This is a genomic window from Rhodococcus sp. IEGM 1241, assembly GCF_033142365.1.
GTDB classification, from domain to species: Bacteria; Actinomycetota; Actinomycetes; order Mycobacteriales; family Mycobacteriaceae; genus Rhodococcus_F; species Rhodococcus_F erythropolis.
On sequence record NZ_JAWLSE010000003.1, the window covers coordinates 365,582 to 384,011 of the forward strand.

22 protein-coding genes are annotated in these 18,430 nt (G+C 63.9%); 12 read left to right on the forward strand and 10 right to left on the reverse strand.

Annotated features, from left to right (window positions below):
• Positions 1-291: 291 nt before the first annotated feature.
• Positions 292-963 (forward strand): TetR/AcrR family transcriptional regulator, encoded by a 672-nt coding sequence (locus R4P70_RS16675; RefSeq protein ID WP_003942309.1) that lies wholly within the window; start codon positions 292-294, stop codon positions 961-963.
• A gap of 69 nt (positions 964-1,032) precedes the next feature.
• On the opposite strand, the gene R4P70_RS16680 is transcribed toward R4P70_RS16675, so the two are convergent.
• Positions 1,033-1,263, reverse strand: a complete 231-nt coding sequence (locus tag R4P70_RS16680; protein ID WP_003942312.1) for a DUF3107 domain-containing protein — start codon at positions 1,261-1,263, stop codon at positions 1,033-1,035.
• A gap of 107 nt (positions 1,264-1,370) precedes the next feature.
• Positions 1,371-2,066, reverse strand: coding sequence for a ferritin-like fold-containing protein (locus tag R4P70_RS16685; protein WP_029255047.1), 696 nt, complete (start codon positions 2,064-2,066; stop codon positions 1,371-1,373).
• Positions 2,067-2,466: 400 nt separating this feature from the next.
• Between R4P70_RS16685 and R4P70_RS16690 the strand changes: the two genes are divergently transcribed.
• Both R4P70_RS16690 and R4P70_RS16695 read left to right on the forward strand, forming a co-directional pair.
• Positions 2,467-4,071 (forward strand): DEAD/DEAH box helicase, encoded by a 1,605-nt coding sequence (locus R4P70_RS16690; protein WP_243617270.1) that lies wholly within the window; start codon positions 2,467-2,469, stop codon positions 4,069-4,071.
• Positions 4,072-4,080: 9 nt separating this feature from the next.
• Positions 4,081-5,283: a hypothetical protein gene (locus R4P70_RS16695; RefSeq protein ID WP_243617118.1), complete on the forward strand. Its 1,203-nt coding sequence runs from the start codon at positions 4,081-4,083 to the stop codon at positions 5,281-5,283.
• Between the two features lie 15 nt (positions 5,284-5,298).
• On the opposite strand, the gene R4P70_RS16700 is transcribed toward R4P70_RS16695, so the two are convergent.
• Positions 5,299-6,096 (reverse strand): ParA family protein, encoded by a 798-nt coding sequence (locus R4P70_RS16700; RefSeq protein ID WP_243617117.1) that lies wholly within the window; start codon positions 6,094-6,096, stop codon positions 5,299-5,301.
• Positions 6,097-6,167: 71 nt separating this feature from the next.
• Between R4P70_RS16700 and R4P70_RS16705 the strand changes: the two genes are divergently transcribed.
• Together R4P70_RS16705 and R4P70_RS16710 are read left to right on the forward strand one after the other, a co-directional pair.
• Positions 6,168-6,791 (forward strand): acid phosphatase, encoded by a 624-nt coding sequence (locus R4P70_RS16705; RefSeq protein ID WP_019747801.1) that lies wholly within the window; start codon positions 6,168-6,170, stop codon positions 6,789-6,791.
• Between the two features lie 17 nt (positions 6,792-6,808).
• On the forward strand, positions 6,809-7,288 hold the full coding sequence (locus tag R4P70_RS16710; RefSeq protein ID WP_003940724.1) for a GNAT family N-acetyltransferase: 480 nt from the start codon (positions 6,809-6,811) through the stop codon (positions 7,286-7,288).
• A 26-nt stretch (positions 7,289-7,314) separates the two neighbouring features.
• Here the strand turns inward: R4P70_RS16710 and R4P70_RS16715 are convergent, their stop codons facing one another.
• Positions 7,315-7,785 (reverse strand): membrane protein, encoded by a 471-nt coding sequence (locus R4P70_RS16715; RefSeq protein WP_019747799.1) that lies wholly within the window; start codon positions 7,783-7,785, stop codon positions 7,315-7,317.
• A gap of 41 nt (positions 7,786-7,826) precedes the next feature.
• On the opposite strand from R4P70_RS16715, the gene R4P70_RS16720 reads away from it, so the two are divergent.
• Together R4P70_RS16720 and R4P70_RS16725 are read left to right on the forward strand one after the other, a co-directional pair.
• Complete coding sequence (locus R4P70_RS16720) at positions 7,827-8,783, forward strand: diacylglycerol/lipid kinase family protein (protein ID WP_019747798.1); 957 nt, start codon at positions 7,827-7,829, stop codon at positions 8,781-8,783.
• 255 nt (positions 8,784-9,038) lie between these two features.
• Positions 9,039-9,293: a WhiB family transcriptional regulator gene (locus R4P70_RS16725; RefSeq protein WP_003940950.1), complete on the forward strand. Its 255-nt coding sequence runs from the start codon at positions 9,039-9,041 to the stop codon at positions 9,291-9,293.
• Positions 9,294-9,412: 119 nt separating this feature from the next.
• On the opposite strand, the gene R4P70_RS16730 is transcribed toward R4P70_RS16725, so the two are convergent.
• Together R4P70_RS16730 and R4P70_RS16735 are read right to left on the reverse strand one after the other, a co-directional pair.
• Positions 9,413-10,915 (reverse strand): sensor histidine kinase, encoded by a 1,503-nt coding sequence (locus R4P70_RS16730; protein ID WP_019747797.1) that lies wholly within the window; start codon positions 10,913-10,915, stop codon positions 9,413-9,415.
• A gap of 8 nt (positions 10,916-10,923) precedes the next feature.
• Positions 10,924-11,139, reverse strand: a complete 216-nt coding sequence (locus R4P70_RS16735; protein ID WP_007731208.1) for a biotin/lipoyl-binding carrier protein — start codon at positions 11,137-11,139, stop codon at positions 10,924-10,926.
• A 136-nt stretch (positions 11,140-11,275) separates the two neighbouring features.
• On the opposite strand from R4P70_RS16735, the gene R4P70_RS32715 reads away from it, so the two are divergent.
• Positions 11,276-11,350, forward strand: coding sequence for a 50S ribosomal protein bL37 (locus R4P70_RS32715; RefSeq protein ID WP_022597109.1), 75 nt, complete (start codon positions 11,276-11,278; stop codon positions 11,348-11,350).
• Between the two features lie 102 nt (positions 11,351-11,452).
• Here the strand turns inward: R4P70_RS32715 and rsrA are convergent, their stop codons facing one another.
• Entirely contained in the window at positions 11,453-11,734 is a 282-nt protein-coding gene (rsrA, locus tag R4P70_RS16740; protein ID WP_003940722.1) for a mycothiol system anti-sigma-R factor, read from the reverse strand.
• Complete coding sequence (locus tag R4P70_RS16745; RefSeq protein ID WP_019747795.1) at positions 11,731-12,429, reverse strand: sigma-70 family RNA polymerase sigma factor; 699 nt, start codon at positions 12,427-12,429, stop codon at positions 11,731-11,733. Before R4P70_RS16745 ends, rsrA begins: the two co-directional genes overlap by 4 nt.
• Positions 12,430-12,636: 207 nt before the next feature.
• Between R4P70_RS16745 and ybaK the strand changes: the two genes are divergently transcribed.
• Entirely contained in the window at positions 12,637-13,131 is a 495-nt protein-coding gene (gene ybaK, locus R4P70_RS16750) for a Cys-tRNA(Pro) deacylase (RefSeq protein ID WP_031330963.1), read from the forward strand.
• Positions 13,132-13,155: 24 nt separating this feature from the next.
• A complete protein-coding gene (locus tag R4P70_RS16755) occupies positions 13,156-13,869 on the forward strand; it encodes an SIMPL domain-containing protein (protein ID WP_021332569.1) in 714 nt (237 codons plus the stop codon).
• Between the two features lie 3 nt (positions 13,870-13,872).
• Here R4P70_RS16755 and R4P70_RS16760 read toward each other — a convergent pair whose 3' ends face one another.
• Positions 13,873-14,625: an SOS response-associated peptidase gene (locus tag R4P70_RS16760; protein WP_070386889.1), complete on the reverse strand. Its 753-nt coding sequence runs from the start codon at positions 14,623-14,625 to the stop codon at positions 13,873-13,875.
• A 49-nt stretch (positions 14,626-14,674) separates the two neighbouring features.
• Here R4P70_RS16760 and aroA point away from each other — a divergent pair, with 49 nt between their 5' ends.
• Both aroA and rsgA read left to right on the forward strand, forming a co-directional pair.
• On the forward strand, positions 14,675-15,988 hold the full coding sequence (gene aroA, locus R4P70_RS16765; protein WP_046378339.1) for a 3-phosphoshikimate 1-carboxyvinyltransferase: 1,314 nt from the start codon (positions 14,675-14,677) through the stop codon (positions 15,986-15,988).
• The gene (rsgA, locus tag R4P70_RS16770) at positions 15,937-16,974 is read left to right on the forward strand and encodes a ribosome small subunit-dependent GTPase A (protein WP_007731200.1); all 1,038 of its coding nucleotides are present in this window, start codon (positions 15,937-15,939) and stop codon (positions 16,972-16,974) included. Before aroA ends, rsgA begins: the two co-directional genes overlap by 52 nt.
• 92 nt (positions 16,975-17,066) lie before the next feature.
• Here rsgA and R4P70_RS16775 read toward each other — a convergent pair whose 3' ends face one another.
• Positions 17,067-18,308, reverse strand: a complete 1,242-nt coding sequence (locus R4P70_RS16775; protein ID WP_019747790.1) for a fatty acid desaturase family protein — start codon at positions 18,306-18,308, stop codon at positions 17,067-17,069.
• Positions 18,309-18,430 lie beyond the last annotated feature (122 nt).

Below are 18,430 nucleotides of genomic sequence, written 5' to 3' on the forward strand. Positions count from 1 at the left end.
CACGCATGCGCGGTCCCCCTGGGTCAGTCACGTCGTCCAGAATCTCACACACGGCAAGTCGCTCGCCCGGGCTGACCGAAACATGCTGGTCCTGGCGTGTCATGGCAACCCGTCCTGTAACGAGAAAGACCGCTGGTCTCGCTCACCGAGGCACGCGCGACTCGCCCGGGCGACACACGGTATCGTTCATTCGGCTACGACCGGTGTGACGGAGGATACTGGCGGGTACGCACACGCGACTCGCGGATCCGCGCGCCGACCGAATTTACTTTTGCTCAGATTGGAAGCGACATGACAGAACTCGCGGATCGGACAGACTCCGATCGCGGTACAACGGCTGGCAAGCCTGCCGGAACACGTCGCAGCACCCGACTCCCCCGCGATGCGCGCCGCCTCCAGCTCCTCGCAGCTGCAAGTGAGGTATTCGTCGCGAACGGGTACCACTCGGCCGGCATGGACGAGATCGCCGAGTGTGCCGGTGTCAGCAAGCCAGTCCTGTACCAACACTTTCCAGGCAAGCTCGAACTGTATGTCGCAGTCCTGCAGAGTTATGTCGACAGCCTCATCTCGGGTGTACGCCAGGCCCTGCGATCGACGACGGACAACAAACAGCGTGTCCGCGCCGCAGTCCAGGCGTTCTTCGACTTCGTCGACAACGACTCGCAGGGCTTCCGCCTGGTGTTCGAGTCCGACATCATGGGCGAACCTCAGGTCCAGACACGCGTCGAACAAGCCACCGAAGCCTGCGTCGACGCCGTGTTCGACCTGGTCAGTCAGGATTCCGGACTCGATCCGTATCGCGCGCGCATTCTTGCCGTCGGTCTGGTCGGTGCCAGCCAGTTCACGGCGCGGTACTGGCTCGAAGCCGCGCGGCCGATCCCCAAGGAAGAGGCCGTGGAAATCACCGTGACACTGGCGTGGGGCGGTCTCTCACACGTGCCGCTGCAGGCCGAAACCAAGTAACCGGAACCCGAACGAGAATGGGCGGGCAGTCTCACGACTGCCCGCCCATTCTGCTGTTACAGCTACGCGTCAGACGGTAGGCGCGAATCCGACCTTGCGGATATCGGACGGACCGATCTCCACGTACGCCACACGAGAAGCCTGCACCAGGAACTTGCGGCCCTTGTCGTCGACGAGAGCCAGAACCGGCTCGCGGCCACCGAGGACAGCCGCGACCAGTGTCTCGACCTCGTCAGGGGTCTGTTCGCTGTTGACGATGAGCTCACGCGGGCTGTCGATTACACCGATCTTGACCTCCACGGTCAACCTCCGAACTGTTCGTGAATTACATCCGTTGTCGACGCAAGGCTAATGCAGCAGCGGCCGCCCACGCTCCTCTGCACGCTGTGCCCAGAGCGAACAGGCACCTAGACGAGTCCGAGAATCGCCATCCGCTCGGCGTGCTTTGCCTGCATACCGTCGAACAACGCGACAACTCCGTTGAGGTCACCCGAGGCCGAGATCACCAGATCCGTGAGGTCCTCACGCTGCGCCAGCACGAACTGTGCCTGCGTGATTGCTTCACCCAGAAGACGGCGTCCCCACAACATCAGCCGGTCCTTGGCGCGGGTGCTGGCCTCCACTGCTGCCTTCACCTCGAGCACCACGAACTCCGAGTGGCCCGTCTGGGACAGAACGTCCTCGACGATCTCGGCGACATCCGCTGGGAGGGAGTGCCCGATCTCGCGGTAGAAATCGGCAGCGATTCCGTCGCCGACGTACGCCTTCACGAGCGATTCCAGCCACGTCGACGGTGTCGTCGACGCGTGATAGTTGTCGAGAGCACGAACGAACGGGTCCATGACGGCAAAGATCTCGTGGCCACGTTCCGTCAGCGCCGTTTCCAGAGTCTCGAAGTGGTCCATCTCGGCGGCGGCCATGCTGGCGAACGCCACCTTGCCTCGCAGGTCCGGTGCCATTTGTGCGTCCTCCGCCAACCGGTAGAACGCGGAAATCTCGCCGTAGGCGAGAACGGCAAACAAATCGATCACGCCGGGGTGATCGGAAGCGACTCGGCCTCCGGTTCCAGCGTCCGTCGAAGCATCAAGATCGTGTGCGCCCATGACTACGAACTGTAGTGCTTCGACGGCCGACGCGACCGCCAAGGACCGCATGTCCGATTCGGTGATCTTCGACATGTCATCGCGAGGGGCGGACAACGTGCAGCTACAATGGTCTTGGGAGTTCGCCAGTTCCCCCGGCTCTTATGGTTAGCCGGGACGGCTGCTTTAGGTCAGCCGACACGACTGTGCTCACGCGGACCCCACCGATAATGTGCGCGCACCTGCATCGACGGTTGTTGCCCGCTTCGCCGAGATCTCCGGACGGTTCGAATTCGTCCGAGTGGAATTCAGTGCTGAGGCGTAGGCATGACCGAAGAAAAAGAGGGCATCGACATCGGCCGATTTACGGCCTGGCCCCTTACCTTGTGCGTGCGTACCGCCACGAGGAAAGGCTAGTCCCCTGAGCAAGATCACTGTCGACCACGAAGACGAAGCAACCGAGAACACCGTTTCCGTCCAGCTCGACGACACCCATGTACCCCCGAGCTTCGCCGAACTCGGTGTCCGCGACGAAATCGTCCGCGCACTGAACGAGATCGGCATCGAGCGCACCTTCGCCATCCAGGAACTCACCCTTCCGTTGGCTCTCGCCGGTGACGACCTCATCGGTCAGGCCCGCACCGGAATGGGCAAGACCTTCGGTTTCGGCGTCCCGCTCCTGCATCGCATCGTCACCGCCGAGAACGGCACGGCTGTCCTCGACGGCACGCCTCGCGCTCTGATCATCGTTCCCACCCGCGAACTGTGCATCCAGGTCGCTCGCGACCTCGAGAACGCCAGCAAGTACCTCCGAGTCGGCGACCGAGGCCTCCAGGTTCTGCCCATCTACGGCGGTCGGCCGTACGAGGCGCAGATCTCGGCACTGCAGAAGGGCGTCGACGTTGTCGTCGGCACCCCGGGTCGCCTGCTCGACCTCGCCAACCAGTCGCACCTGATCCTGGGCAAAGTGGGCGTTCTCGTCCTCGACGAGGCCGACGAAATGCTCGACCTCGGATTCCTCCCCGACATCGAACGCCTCATGGGCATGGTCCCCGACAAGCGTCAGACGATGCTCTTCTCCGCCACGATGCCCGGCCCGATCATCACCCTGGCTCGCACCTTCCTGACGCAGCCGACGCACATCCGCGCCGAGGAAGCCGAATCCTCCGCAGTGCACGACCGCACGAGCCAGCACATCTACCGTGCGCACGCTCTCGACAAGGCCGAGATGGTCGCCCGCGTTCTGCAGGCCGAAGGCCGCGGCGCGACGATGATCTTCACCCGCACCAAGCGCACAGCCCAGAAAGTCGCCGACGATCTCGCCGAGCGCGGTTTCTCCGTCGGTGCCGTCCACGGTGACCTCGGACAGATTGCCCGCGAGAAGGCCCTGAAGGGCTTCCGCAACGGCAAGGTCGACGTGCTGGTCGCCACCGACGTCGCCGCACGCGGCATCGACATCGACGATGTCACCCACGTCATCAACTACCAGTGCCCCGAGGACGAGAAGACCTACGTCCACCGCATCGGTCGCACCGGCCGCGCCGGACGCACCGGCATCGCTGTCACGCTGGTCGACTGGGACGACATTCCTCGCTGGCAGCTCATCGACAAGGCACTGAGCCTCGGAATCCCCGATCCGGTCGAGACGTACTCGAGCTCGCCGCACCTCTACGAAGAGCTGTCGATTCCGGCCGACGCCAAGGGCACTGTTCGCAGGGCCAAGCCCGCCCCTGAGAAGGCTGCAACCGACAAGGCGGCAACGGACAAAGCAGACGCGCCGAAGACGGCCGACGCCGACGGCAACGAAGAGAAGGCCGCGCCTCGTCGCAACCGGACTCGCCGCCGTACCCGCGCCGGTGCTTCGACCGACGCCGCGACGTCCACCACCGCCGGCGCCACCACAGCTCCCCCTTCGGCACCGGCTGCAACCGCTACCGAGAACTCGGACGAAGACGGAGCGGCCAAGCCGCGTCGCCGTCGGCGTCGTCGCCCCGCGGCTTCCGCGACGGCAGGCGCCGCAGAGTAAGCTGCCGATGTGCTGGCTCCCGAAAGGCGTACTCGCTCAGATGTGATCGGTGCGCTGGCAATCGCGCTGGCAGTAATCGTGGCGGTGACCGTGGTGTGGTTGCGCAGTGATGCGCGCGGAACCACCTCGGTCACCGCCGAATCTCCACTCCCACCTCTGTCGACGTCGGTGTTGTTACCCGACGTCCTGAAGCAGACGTGGGAATCTCCCAGTGCCGACTCGACGGCACCCATCACCGTCGGAAATGCCGTCGTCACCGCCGACGGTTCCGACGTGATCGGCCGCGACCCGGCAACAGGCGAAGAAGTGTGGCGATACGCGCGCAACATTCCCCTGTGCGGTGCGATCGGTTCGTGGGATCGCGTCGTCAGCGTCTATCAGGACAATCGCGGTTGCTCTCAGGTCACGTCACTGGTCGCCGACACCGGCGCCCGAAAGGACCAGCGCAACAGCGACGCCGATTCCGCGGTCACCTTGTCGGCGGACGGCACCTATCTGATCTCACGCGGCAGTGAGCGAATGGAACTGTGGCGCTCGGACCTCGTCCGAACTCTCGAGTACGGCAGGGTCGATGCGAAGGTCAATCCGAACAAGCAACCCCGCACCGGATGCACGCTGCTCGACGCTGCGTCGAGCGCCAACCGAGTCTCGGTACTCGAGCGTTGCCCGGGTGAAGCCTCCAACAGGTTGACGGTGATGAACCCCGCACCGAAGGACGCCCAGGAACCCGAAGAGTACGGATCCTCGATTCTCCTCGACTCCGAAGGCGCCCGCCTGCTTGCCGTGGCCGGCGAGAAGACGGCCGTCTACCTCCCTGCCTCCAACGGAACCGCTTCTCGCATCACCATTTTCGACGGAACCGGCAATCCGATCGTCGACTATCCGATCGAGGGAGCGGTGACCGAAGGGGCCCGCACCCACGCCGACAAGGCTTCGATCACGTGGTGGACCGGCTCTCAGACGGTCAACCTCCGCCTGAGCGACCTGGCTCCGACGTGGATAGTCAACGGAACGTCCGGGCCCGGAAGCATGGTCGCCGGTCAGATGCTCATCCCCGTTCCGGGCGGCATTGCAGCCGTCAGCCCGTCGGACGGAGCGGTGCAGCGCATGATCGCAGTCGACCGCGGTGAGACGTCGACGCCGATCGTGCTCGCCAGTGCGGGCGAGACGATTCTGGAACAGCGCGGCGATACCTTGTTCGCGCTGCGCTAGAAGCTCTCGCCTTCCTCAGAGCGCCAGTTCCGGCGCGAAAGTCACGACTTCATTTCCAGCCCAGTGCTTTACGAGATTGTCGGCGAGTTCACGATAGGCATCCGCGCCCTTGTTCTTTCGCCCGGCAAGGACCGTCGCGCCGGAAGCAGAGGCCTCGGCGAACTTGACGGTGCGTGGAATCGGAGGCGCCAGAACGGCCAGGGAATAGCGGTCACTGACGTCAGCGAGTACGTCACGACTGTGCGTGGTTCGAGCGTCGTACAGAGTCGGAAGTGCGCCGAGCAGAACAAGATCCGGGTTGGTGATGGCTTGGACTTCACGAACCGTACGCAGCAACTGTCCGACGCCGCGGTGTGCGAGGGTTTCGCATTGCAGTGGAACCAGAACCGACTGCGCCGCAGTCAATCCGTTGAGTGTGAGCACACCCAACGACGGTGGGCAGTCGATGATGATGACGTCGTAAGAACCCAGGAGCGGAGACAGCGCCCGCTTGAGCGCGAACTCTCGACCGGGTCGCATCAGGAGCAGCGCTTCGGCGCCCGCGAGATCGATGGTGGCCGGCAGGAGATCCATACCGTCGTCCGTTTTCAGCACGGCGTCGACCGCGCCGAGATCACCCGCCAGGACCTCGTTGACCGAACGCTCGAGGCGATCCGGGTTGTGTCCGAGCGAGAACGTCAGGCAGCCCTGCGGGTCGAGATCCACCACCAGAACTCGTTGTCCGAGCGCGGACAAAGCCGCACCGAGAGAAGCGACGGTAGTGGTTTTAGCCACGCCGCCCTTTTGATTCGCCACTGCGAGAACCGTCGTCACACGTAGATCCTTGCGCACTTCGCGCCAGGAGGCGAGCTACACACGCGAGGCAGCCTGCAATGATGGTCGACATGACCTCCCAGTCCGCCCCCTCGTCGATCCCCCTCGGTGCTCGCGTCGTACTCATGCGCCACGGTGAAACCGAGTGGGCACGCACCGGGAAACACACGGGCCGGACCGAGGTTCCGCTGACTCCGCTCGGCGAGATGCAGGCAACCGCGACCGGAAATCGCTTGCGAACCCTCGACCTCCGGAACCCCATGATTCTGACGAGTCCGCGGCTGCGCGCACAGTTGACGGGTGATCTCGCCGGCCTGCCGGAAGAGCGAACCTGGGATGCACTTTCCGAATGGGACTACGGCGACTACGAAGGCCTCACGACGCCCGAGATCCGCGCAACGGTGCCCGATTGGACCGTCTGGACACACCCGTGCCCCGGCGGCGAGCAGACCGATCAGATCCATGCCCGCACCGACATGGTGCTGTCGATGGTGCGTTCGCAGCTACCCGAGCGGGACGTGATCCTGATCGGGCACGGCCACTTCTCACGCGCGCTCATCGCCCGCTGGCTCGAGCTCCCGGTCACCGAAGGAAAGCGTTTCGCGTTGTTCCCGGGCGCTTACACGGTTCTCGGTTACGAGCACGGCGCCAGCCACCTCGTCCATCACAACGTGCCGCCGCTCGTGGAGGCTTGAGGCTTAAGATTCTCCCCATGATCCGACGCGCCACGCCCGCAGACGTCCAGCCGATCACCGACATGATCTACGAGTTGGCGGACTACCAGAAGGCCCTCGACGAGTGCACCGTGAAGGCGGAACAGATCGGCGAGGCGTTGTTCGGGCCGGCCGCGACGGCCTTCGCGCACGTCGCTGTGAATTCGGCTGACGACGTCGTCGGCATGGCGCTGTGGTTCCGCAATTTCTCCACGTGGGACGGCGCCCACGGCATCTACCTCGAAGACCTGTACGTCAAGCCCAGCCAGCGCGGATCAGGCCACGGAAAGGCTCTTCTGGCCGCGCTCGCCAAGGAGTGCACCGACAACGACTACACCCGGCTGTCCTGGTCGGTGCTCAACTGGAACACGCCCTCGATCAAGTTCTACGAGTCACTCGGTGCCGACGCGAAGACGGAGTGGACCACGTATCGCCTGACCGGCACCCACCTCGGAGCTCTTGCCGCCGAAGCTGAGTAGGACTGAAGCAGGGTAGGCGTTCCGTCCTACTTGTCCCGCGGCTCTTCGGTCTCGTCCGGGCGTCCCTCTTCCGGCGACACCTCGTCTGCGTACGCTCCGTACTCCGCTGCCATCCATCGAGACGTCGGAGCCGAGAACAGGCAGCCCAGAGCGCCGAGAACGACGACACCCAGAACGATGCCGAGCGGCACCTGATGCGAATCGGTCAGGAGCGACCAGGCGACCGGCAGGAGCAGCAACTGCGCGACGACGGCGATTGCCCGGCCCCACCGGCGGCCCGTCAGCAAAGCGATACCGGCTGCCAACACCGCGCCGCCGAGGATCGCGACCCAGGCAGCAAATCCGTATCCGTTGGTGACGCTCTGATCGTGGCCGGTCGCGCCGCGAATCACTGCGACGATCGCGAACCCGGCGGCAACCAGCCCTTGCAGCGTCACGAGGGCACCTGCCCATGTGACTGTCTTGGGCAGGGCGTTCGGACTGGCGGTATTCGGCACGAGGCCAGCCTAGAACACGACACCGGATAGGCTCATGCCCCGTGCGCGCACTGCTGATCGTCAACCCCAATGCCACCTCCACCACCGCTGCCGGTCGTGACCTGTTGGCACACGCCCTCGAGAGTCGGGTGCGACTTACTGTGGCGCACACCACACATCGGGGACACGCTGCCGAACTGGCGCGCGAAGCCCACGAAGACGGCTTCGGCTCGGTGATCGTCCACGGCGGCGACGGAACGGTCAACGAAGTGGTCAACGGACTGCTCGGGTCACCGCATCCCGCGTCGATGAAATCGGTTCCGGTCGGTCCGATCCCGACGATCGCTGTCGTCCCGGGAGGCTCGGCAAACGTTTTCGCGCGCTCACTCGGTATTGCCGCCGACCCGATCGACGCCACAAACCAACTCGTCGATCTACTCTCGGAACGAACGAGACGCCGAATCGGGCTCGCACACTGCGACAACCGTTGGTTCACGTTCAACGCCGGAATGGGCCTCGACGCCGATGTATGCGAAGCCGTCGACGCCAGCCGTAAGAACGGTGACGCCGCCACACCCGCCCGGTACGTCCGAACCGCAATCGCGGCGTTCTTCCGTGCCAAGCGAGCCGAGCCCGCCCTGACAGTCCACCTCCCCGATCAGGATCCCGTCTCCGGAGTCCACTACGCGTTCGTGTCGAACTCGAGCCCGTGGACATATCTGGAAGAGCGTCCCGTACACACCAATCCGGGAACGACCTTCGACAGTGGACTCGGCATCTTCGCCATGACGAGCACCAAAGTCCTACCGTCTCTGCGGGTTGTGCGACAGCTCCTAGCACGCGGCGCAGAACCGAAATCGAAGGTCCTTCTACGCACCGACGACGTCCCGACAATCACCATCGAATCGTCGCGACCGATCGGACTGCAGATGGACGGCGACTACATCGGACTTCGCGAAAAAGTCGAATTCACCTCGGTCCCGGATGCACTGGAAGTGTTCGCACCGATTCCGACGTGAGTCAGGCAACACGTTTGACCTGCAAAAACTCTGGTGCCGAATAGTCGAAATCGGGTAAAATGCCGGTGACGCCCAGGTGGCCGTCAGGTGTGTCACAAATTAGTGAGTTGGCCCACGAACCCGTTCAAACCTATTGACATACCGCGAGTTCGTGAAAGCATTCACAAGTAACAGTGCGGAAACATTGATGACGCACACACAAACTCATTGGTACCAAATGGTGTGAATACACACCCAATTAAGGAGCGAAAAAAGATGGACTGGCGCCACAACGCAATCTGTCGCGACGAGGATCCCGAACTGTTCTTCCCGGTGGGAAACAGTGGACCGGCCCTCGCTCAGATCGCTGATGCCAAGGTTGTCTGCAACCGCTGCCCCGTCACCGCCGAGTGCCTGTCCTGGGCTCTCGAGTCCGGTCAGGATGCAGGCGTCTGGGGCGGAATGAGCGAAGACGAGCGCCGCGCACTCAAGCGTCGTAACGCACGTACCCGTGCACGCACTTCCGTCTAGGTAGAACCGAGACGTTCGACTCGCGGCGGAGAACAGCCCCTCCGCACAGTCGAAGACGACAGCCCGACACCACATGGTGTCGGGCTTTTTGTCTGCTCGAATCGCTAACGCTGCTCGAATCAGTAACGCGCAGTGCGTCTACCGAGCGGCACGCGCAGAACCGCGTCGGTGCCGCCACCGCTTCCCGGGTGCAGTCCGAGCGAGCCACCGAGTTCGGCGCCCAACAAAGTCCGCACGATCTGGAGTCCGAGCCGATCGGACTTCTCGAGGTCGAAGTTCTCCGGCAGGCCGCGCCCGTTGTCGTGGATGATCACGTCCAACCAGCGCGCAGAACGCTCGGCGCTGAGTGTGACCGTGCCGGTCACTCCCGGATCGAAAGCGTGCTCGATCGCGTTCTGCACCAACTCCGTCAGCACCATGACCAGCGGGGTGGCGCGCTCGGCGGAGAACACTCCGAAACTGCCCTCACGCCGAATCGCCACCGGCACACCCACTCCCGCGACATCGGAGAGCATGGGAACCAACCGGTCGATCACCTCGTCGAGATCCACCTCTTCGTCCACCGACATCGACAAGGTGTCGTGAACGAGGGCGATGGACGTCACGCGCCTCACCGACTCTGTCAACGCTTGTCGCGCTTCGTCGTTGCCGGTTCGCCTGGCTTGTAGACGCAGAAGCGCCGCGACGGTTTGCAGGTTGTTCTTCACTCGATGGTGAATCTCGCGGATGGTTGCGTCCTTGCTCAGGAGAGCGCGATCACGACGCTTGACCTCGGTGACGTCGCGGACGACGACCGCCGCGCCGACATGCCGGCCGCCCGGCTTGAGAACCAGGGCTCGCAGCAGAACGGTCGCCCCGCGCGCCTCGATCTCCATACGGCGACCGGGCTTGTCCGCCAACGTATCTCGGATGTATCCCGCAGCTTCCTGAGACTCGAACGGGTCGGTGACCAACGAACGGGTCAACGCCGCGAGGTCTTGGCCCACCAGATCCGAACTCAGACCCATCCGGTGATAGGCCGAGAGCGCGTTCGGGCTGGCATAGACGACGGTGCCTTCGGTATCGAGACGGATGAAGCCGTCGCCCGCACGTGGGCTCGAGTTCGTGTCGGAGCGCGATTCTCGGATCGGGAAGGTTCCGTCGCTGATCATCTGACACAGGTCTTCGGCGCAATCGAGATACGCGAGCTCGAGCGGACTCTGCGCTCGCTGGTGCGACAGGTTGGTGTCGCGGCTCAGAACCGCGATGACTCGCCCGTCCAGACGCACCGGAACGGCTTCCCGACGCGGCGGCATTCCTTCACGCCACGTCTCGTCTTCCCCGCGCACGACGCGGCCCTCGACGAGAGCGCGAAGAACCTGCGGGTGCTCGGACTCGGAAACGACCGTTCCGACCGCGTCCTCCGGAAAAGCCGTCGATGCCGTTGTCGGCCGGCAATGCGCGACGCAGATGACCGTCCCCTCGGATCGGTTCTTCTCCGATTCGGTGCCCACCCACAGGAGAACGTCGGCAAAGGAGAGGTCGGCGAGCAGTTGCCACTCCCCCACGACGCGCTGGAGATGGTCGACCGCCGCACCGGGAAGATCGGTGTGTTCGGCGAGGAGGTCACTGAGAGTGGACATCGTCCGGCTTAGGAGATCACGGCGATCAGATCGCCTTGCTGAATCACGTCGCCGACCTTGACGCCCACCGTCGTCACCGTTCCCGGAACCTCGGCCAGGACGGGAATCTCCATCTTCATGGATTCGAGGATGACCAGGGTGTCGCCGTCCGCAACGACGTCTCCCTCGCTCACGACGACCTGGTAGACCGTCGAAACCATCTCGGCGCGCACGTCTTCTGCCATCGTGAACCTCACTTCTGTCGGAACTGCACTCTGACCACGAAAATACGTCGACGGATCACTCGATCGACCTGCCAATGGAACCACACCGGCATCGGCGTGAAACAATGACGCGAAAGAAACAGAAGGGAGACCAATCATGGGTAAGCGTGGTCGTAAGAAGCGCAGCCGTAAGGGCAACGCCGCTAACCATGGCAAGCGTCCAAACGCCTGACATGTAGCGCAACAAAACGTCCGAGGGGCGGGGAAGCATTGCTTCCCCGCCCCTCGGCGTTACTGCCTTCCGACTGCTGCCGCTCAGATCTTCGCTGACGGGCTAGCTGTCGGTTTCGGTAGTCGTTATAACGATGGTCCGACGCAACTCGACGGTGAGCCGCTGACGCAGGCTTTCCGGCGCGTGGTCTCCACCGCACTTACGGTTGATCAGGCTCTTGACCTTCTCCTCGATCCCGTAGGCCTCGAGGCACGATCCACAATCGTCGATATGACGCTGCAGGCGAGCACGACTCGAATCGTCGCATTCACCGTCGAGCATCAACCAGACGTCGGCGATGACTGCCGAGCAGTCGAGCCTTTCGAATTCGTCCTGCTCACTCATCGTGTGACACCTTCCGTCTCGGTGGCTGCGACTGTGGCTGTGTCGACCGCGCCGTCCCGATTGAATCCCCGGTCTTTTGCGACATCGGCCAAAAGACCACGCAATTGCTTGCGACCACGGTGCAGTCGCGACATCACCGTTCCGATGGGTGTGCCCATGATCTCCGCGATCTCCTTGTACGGGAATCCTTCGACATCGGCGTAGTACACGGCCATACGGAATTCCTCGGGAAGCGACTGCAGCGCCGCCTTGATGTCATCGTCAGGCAACGCGTCGAGCGCCTCCACCTCGGCCGATCGCAGCCCCGTCGAGGTGTGCTCGGCGGTGGCAGCCAACTGCCAGTCGGTGATCTCGTCCGTCGGATACTGCGCGGGTTGGCGCTGCTTCTTGCGGTACGAGTTGATGTAGGTGTTCGTGAGAATCCGGTACAGCCAGGCTTTCAGGTTGGTACCGGCACGGAACGAACGGAAAGCGGTGTACGCCTTGACGTACGTCTCCTGCACGAGATCCTCGGCATCAGCCGGATTCCGCGTCATGCGCAGGGCAGCGCCGTACAACTGGTCGAGCAGCGGGAGCGCGTCGCGCTCGAACCGGGCAATCAACTCATCCGCAGTTTCGGGCGTTTCGGACACAGCGCCGTCGATAGGTTCAGTTACCCCTGACGGTTCGTCCTTGGGCCGGTCGTGTTCCAGCACTCTGATCCCTTCACTAGCCGTAGGGATCAAGGTTACCGCCAACTGAAGATCCGACCCACGGGCCGGTGGTGGCTCACACACAGCCAGCACGGTCGCTCCTTCGCTTCTCGGGACAAGTTTCATCAACTGGTACCAACACGGGAGTCTGCGACTCTGTTCCCGGCCTGGTCGGATGTACCTGTCGGCGATCCACATAGGGTGTTCCTCATGGCCGGAACAGCGACCCCTGCGACCGTACTTCTCGACAAGTCGAAGACACCGCACCGCGTTCACAGCTACGACCACGATCCTCGCGCCGAATCTTTCGGCGACGAGGCGGTCACTGCACTGGCAGAGTCGACAGGCGTCGAGGCCGCACAGATCTTCAAGACCTTGGTCGTCAAACTCGACACCGGCAAGCTCGCCGTCGCGGTCCTGCCGGTCCCGAACAAGCTCTCGCTCAAAGCCGCAGCCGCTGCCCTCGGTGCAAGCAAAGCCGTCATGGCCGATCGCGCCGAAGCCGAGCGCTCGAGCGGCTACGTCTTCGGCGGTATCTCACCGCTCGGCCAACGCAAGAAACTGCCGACCGTGATCGATGCGTCGGCGCTCGACTGGGACCGCATTCTCTGCAGCGCCGGTCGACGCGGGCTCGAGATCGAGCTGGCTCCGACAGACCTCGCGCAGTTGAGTGGCGCGGTCACGGCGCAAATCACGGCGGGCTGAGTATCCGGTCGCTACGGTCTCACCATGCGACCACACCTGAAAACTCTTGCACTGACCGCTGCAGCGGCAGCTCTCACCGTCTCGCTGACGGCCTGCGGGAGTTCGGACAATGCCGCCAAGGAAGTCACGGTAGTCGGATCAGGGCAGGTCCGCGGGGCGCCGGACATCCTCAATGCCGACATCGGCATCGAGGTGGTTGCCCCGGATGTATCGGGAGCGGTCTCGGAGGCGAATGACAAGGCCCGTCAGATGATCGACGCGATAGTCGCCGCCGGTGTGGCCCCCGAGGACGTGCAGACAAGCGATCTGTCCGTCCAGCCGCAGTACGACGCCAGCGGCGGACCGTTCGTCGGCGGCAACGTGACCGGCTACCGGGCAACCAACTCGGTACGAATCGTCGTGCGCGATCTCGACAAGGCCTCTTCTGTCCTGGACGCCGGCATCGCGGCGGGCGGAAACGCGGCACGGCTCGGCAACGTCGCCTTCGCCATCGACGACGACTCTCAGCTTCTGGCCGACGCTCGCACCCGGGCCTTCGAGGACGCGAAGAACCGTGCCGAGCAGTACGCGGATCTGTCCGGTACGTCGCTCGAGAACGTCGTGACCATCACAGAGGCACACGACACGAGTGGCGGTCAGACCATGCGCGCTCCCGACGCCTCGATGTCCGACATGGTTCTCGCCCCGGGAACCCAGCAGGTCTCGTTCGAGGTGACCGTTACCTGGGCTCTCGGCTGACCACTAGAGCAGGCTGATCTGCTCGCCGGCACGGTCGACGTCCGGCTCGATCAACTCGTGCCCGTTGTTCTTGACACTGTTGACCAGCGGCCGGACTCGATCGACGTCGATCCGCTCGAAGAGGTCCGGTACCGGTTCGAGCAGAGCCGAATCGACGGTGTTGTCGGGGTCGAGCCACGCCTCCCAGCGGTCACGAGGCAGGGCGAGGGGCATGCGGTCGTGAACCTGCTCGAGGTGACCGAGAGAGTCGACTGTGACGATCGAGCAGCTCAGGACGGGGCTCGTGTTCTCGACCCTCGGGTCCCGCCAGGCAGACCACACGCCCGCCATGAACAGCCGTGATCCGTCGTCGGGGTGCATGTAGTAAGGAATCTTCGCTGCCTTTTTCCCGCCGGTGGCCTCGGTCTGCCACTCGTACCACCCGTCCATGGGGACCAGGCAACGCTTGAACTTGAAGGCGGTCCGAAACGCCGGCTTCTCCGCCAGCGAGTCGGCGCGGGCGTTGAACAGGACCGGGCCTTTGCCCAGTTCCTTGGTCCACGACGGCACCAATCCCCATCGCATCCGCCGAATCCTCTTGGTCGGATCGCTGTCGGGGTTCTCCCGATCGTGGCGTTCGACGACGGTCAACACCTCGGTCGTGGGGGCCACGTTGTAATCGGCTTCGACGGGCGCCGAGTGGTCCGTCTCGTCGAGCGCATCGAGTTCCACCGCCAGGGTGGCCGGGTCCGCTGTGGTCGCATACCTTCCGCACATGACACCCAGGGTGGCACGGTTTCGACCATTCCCCCACCGATGAGAGAAGATGGACCATGTGAGTCTGAGTCTGTGGAGCGCCCCGAGGGCCCAAGCACCCGTCGATGCAGTGGTGACGCTGCCCGGATCCAAGTCCATCACCAATCGAGCTCTGATTCTTGCCGCACTTGCGGATGGCCCGTCCACGATTACCGGTGCACTTCGCAGCCGTGACGCCGACCTGATGATCGCAGCTCTGCGTGACCTCGGCATCGGCGTCGAGGAAGCCGGCGATCCGACCACGCTTCGCATCACCCCTGGGCCCCTGCGCGGCGGCGAGGTCGACTGCGGCCTGGCCGGCACCGTGATGCGCTTCCTGCCGCCGCTCGCCGCGATGGCCGACGGCATCGTCCGCTTCGACGGCGACGAGCAAGCACGCACACGCCCCCTCGGCACCATCTTGGAGGCACTGCGCGGTCTCGGCGCTCGGATCGAGGGTGACGCACTCCCGTTCACCGTCACCGGAACCGGATCCCTACGCGGAGGAACGGTCACCATCGACGCATCCGGCTCGTCGCAGTTCGTCTCCGGTCTGCTGCTCTCGGCTGCCGCCTTCGAAGAAGGTGTCACCGTCCACCACGACGGCAAGCCCGTCCCGTCCATGCCACACATCGACATGACCGTCGAGATGCTCCGCCTAGCCGGAGTTTCCGTGACGACACCAGCCACGGGCGGAGACGCAGACACGTGGCGGGTGGCACCGGGGCCGGTGCGCGCCGTGGACTGGGCGATCGAACCCGATCTCTCCAACGCCACACCGTTCCTGGCCGCAGCCGCTGTTACCGGCGGAACCGTCAGCGTCCCGATGTGGCCGTCGTCGACGACGCAGCCCGGCGACGCGATCCGCGGGATCCTCGCCTCGATGGGCGCCGACGTCACTCTTGCCGACGGCGTGCTGACCGTTCGCGGCCCGGAGAAACTGCGCGGCATCGACATCGACCTCCACGACGTGGGAGAGCTGACCCCCACCGTCGCGGCCCTGGCTGCTCTCGCCGAGGGCACCTCGCATCTACGAGGTATTGCACACCTGCGCGGGCACGAGACCGACCGTCTGGCCGCGCTCGCCGACGAGATCAACAAGCTCGGCGGCTCGGTCACCGAAACCGACGACGGCCTGACGATCGTTCCCGCGGAACTCCATGGCGGACAATGGCTCTCGTATGCCGACCACCGCATGGCAACAGCCGGCGCCATCATCGGCCTGGTCGTCGACGGCGTCGACGTCGACGATGTCGGAACCACAGCCAAGACACTGCCCGGCTTCGAGAACATGTGGATCGACATGCTCGAGAGTTCGCCGGCGACACCGAAGGCAAGCTTCTGAGTCCGCGGCAGTACGACGAGTCCGACGTCCGGGTACGTCCCGGCCGCGGATCCCGCCCCCGTACGAAGACTCGGCCCGAACATCTCTCGGCCGAATCGGGGATGGTGGTGTCGAAGGATCGTGGCCGTTGGGGTTGCGTCCTCGGCGGCGATCCCGACCGACTGATCGTCACGATGCGTGCCCGCGAACTTGGCCGAACCCCCATCGTCGTCGGCGATCAGGTGGACATCGTCGGCGATCTGTCCGGCAAAACCGACACCCTCGCCCGCATTGTCCGGGTCTCCGAGCGTTCAACGGTTCTGCGACGGACGGCCGACGACACCGATCCCTTCGAACGCATCGTCGTCGCGAACGCGGAGCAGTTGCTCATCGTCGTGGCACTCGCCGATCCCCCACCGCGCACCGGTTTTGTCGAGCGCGCACTGGTCGCCGCCTACGTGGGTGGCCTGACACCGATCGTCTGCCTGACCAAGAGCGACCTCGAACCACCCGAGGAATTCGCGAGCACTTTCGCCGACCTCGACATCCAAGTGGTCGTCGCCGGTCGCGACGATCCCCTGGACGAACTGACGCAGATCCTCGAGCACAAGTTGACCGCCCTGATCGGACATTCCGGTGTCGGAAAATCGACATTGGTCAATCGCCTTGTCCCCGATGCCAATCGAGCGGTCGGCATCGTATCCGGCGTCGGCAAGGGCCGGCACACATCGACGCAATCGGTGGCACTCCCCCTCGCCGGTGGCGGCTGGGTGATCGACACCCCGGGCATCCGTTCGTTCGGTCTGGCGCACATCTCGCCCGAGAACGTGGTGGCTGCATTCTCGGATCTCGCTGCGGCGATCGAGGATTGCCCGCGCGGATGCACGCACCTCGGGCCGCCGGCAGACCCCGAATGCAAGCTCGACCTGCTGGAGGGCAAATCCGCTCGACGCGTCGTCGCTGTGCGACAACTGCTGGAAGCGATCAAGTCCAACGATCAGTACTGAGCGACACCCCTTGGCTAGAACAGCAAAGCGGCCCGGCACCATGTCGAATGGTGTCGGGCCGCTTGTTGCGTCTGGTCAGCGCAGGCGGGAAATCAGCGCAGGCCGAGGAGGCTGCGCAGCTTTCCACTCTTGCGCTTACGTGCGATGGCGCTCTTGAGACCGTTACGACGCCCGGTCACGGGATCGACAGTCGACGTCAGTTCGCCGTCGAACATCCGCTCCGACGCCGTCTCGGGCGCATTGTCGACGGTGTCCTTGAGGTACTTGTTGGGCAGCGACAGCTTGGCGATGGTGCGCCAGGACTTGGCGTACTGCACGGCAAGTGGGCCCGTCGTGTACGGCAGGTCGTACTTGTCCGCGAGCTGACGCACCGTGACCGCGATGTCCTTGTAGCGGTTGCTGGGCAGATCGGGGAACAGGTGATGCTCGATCTGGTAGCTCAGGTTGCCCGTCATGAAGTCCATGAGCGCGCTGCCCTCGATGTTGGCGCTGCCGAGCATCTGACGCAGGTACCACTGGGCCTGCGTTTCCTTGTCGATGTCTTCCTTGGTGAACTTCTCGGCACCGTCCGGGAAGTGACCGCAGAAGATGACCGCGTTGGTCCACACGTTCCGCAGGGTGTTGGCGGTGAAGTTGGCCGACAACGTGCTCTTCCACGCCGGGCCGGTGATGGCCGGGTAGATGACGTAGTCGCGCAGGACCTGCTTGCCGATCTTCTCGCCGACCTCGCGGAGCTTGCGCTGGGTCTCTTCCTTGTCGGCGCGGCCCTTGGCCACCTTGCCGAGCTCGAGGTGCTGTGCGGCGATGCCGTACTCGAAGAACAGCGCGAGCAGCGTGTTGTAGACCAGATTGCCGGCGTTGAAGGGCTTCCATCGCTGATCGCGGGTGACGCGCAAGAGTCCGTATCCGACGTCGTCGTCCATTCCGAGGACGTTGGTGTACTTGTGATGCAGGTAGTTGTGGGTCTGCTTCCAGTGCGCAGACGGGCCGGTGACGTCCCACTCCCACGAGGTGGAGTGGATCTCCGGGTCGTTCATCCAGTCCCACTGCCCGTGCATCACGTTGTGCCCGAGTTCCATGTTCTCGATGATCTTCGAGAGCGTCAGCAGGCCAACTCCGGCGAGCCACGCCGGACGACGACGGCTGGCGAAAAGCACTGCGCGGCCGCCGATTTCGAGTGAACGCTGCAGGCGGATGACGTTGCGCACGTAGCGCGCGTCCTTCTCGCCACGCGACTCCTCGATGTCGCGACGAATCGCGTCGAGTTCGCGGCCGAGCGCCTCGATGTCGGCGTCCGTGAGATGTGCATATTCCTTGACATCTGCAATCGCCATGGAAAGCCTCCTAGCAGTGAGTTAGGCGCAAAGTAGTAAGTGCAGAACAATCATGACTTCGAATCGTTCAGATCAACTGCACCTACTGTAGCGTAACTTACGGCACCGTAGGTTAGGTTTTT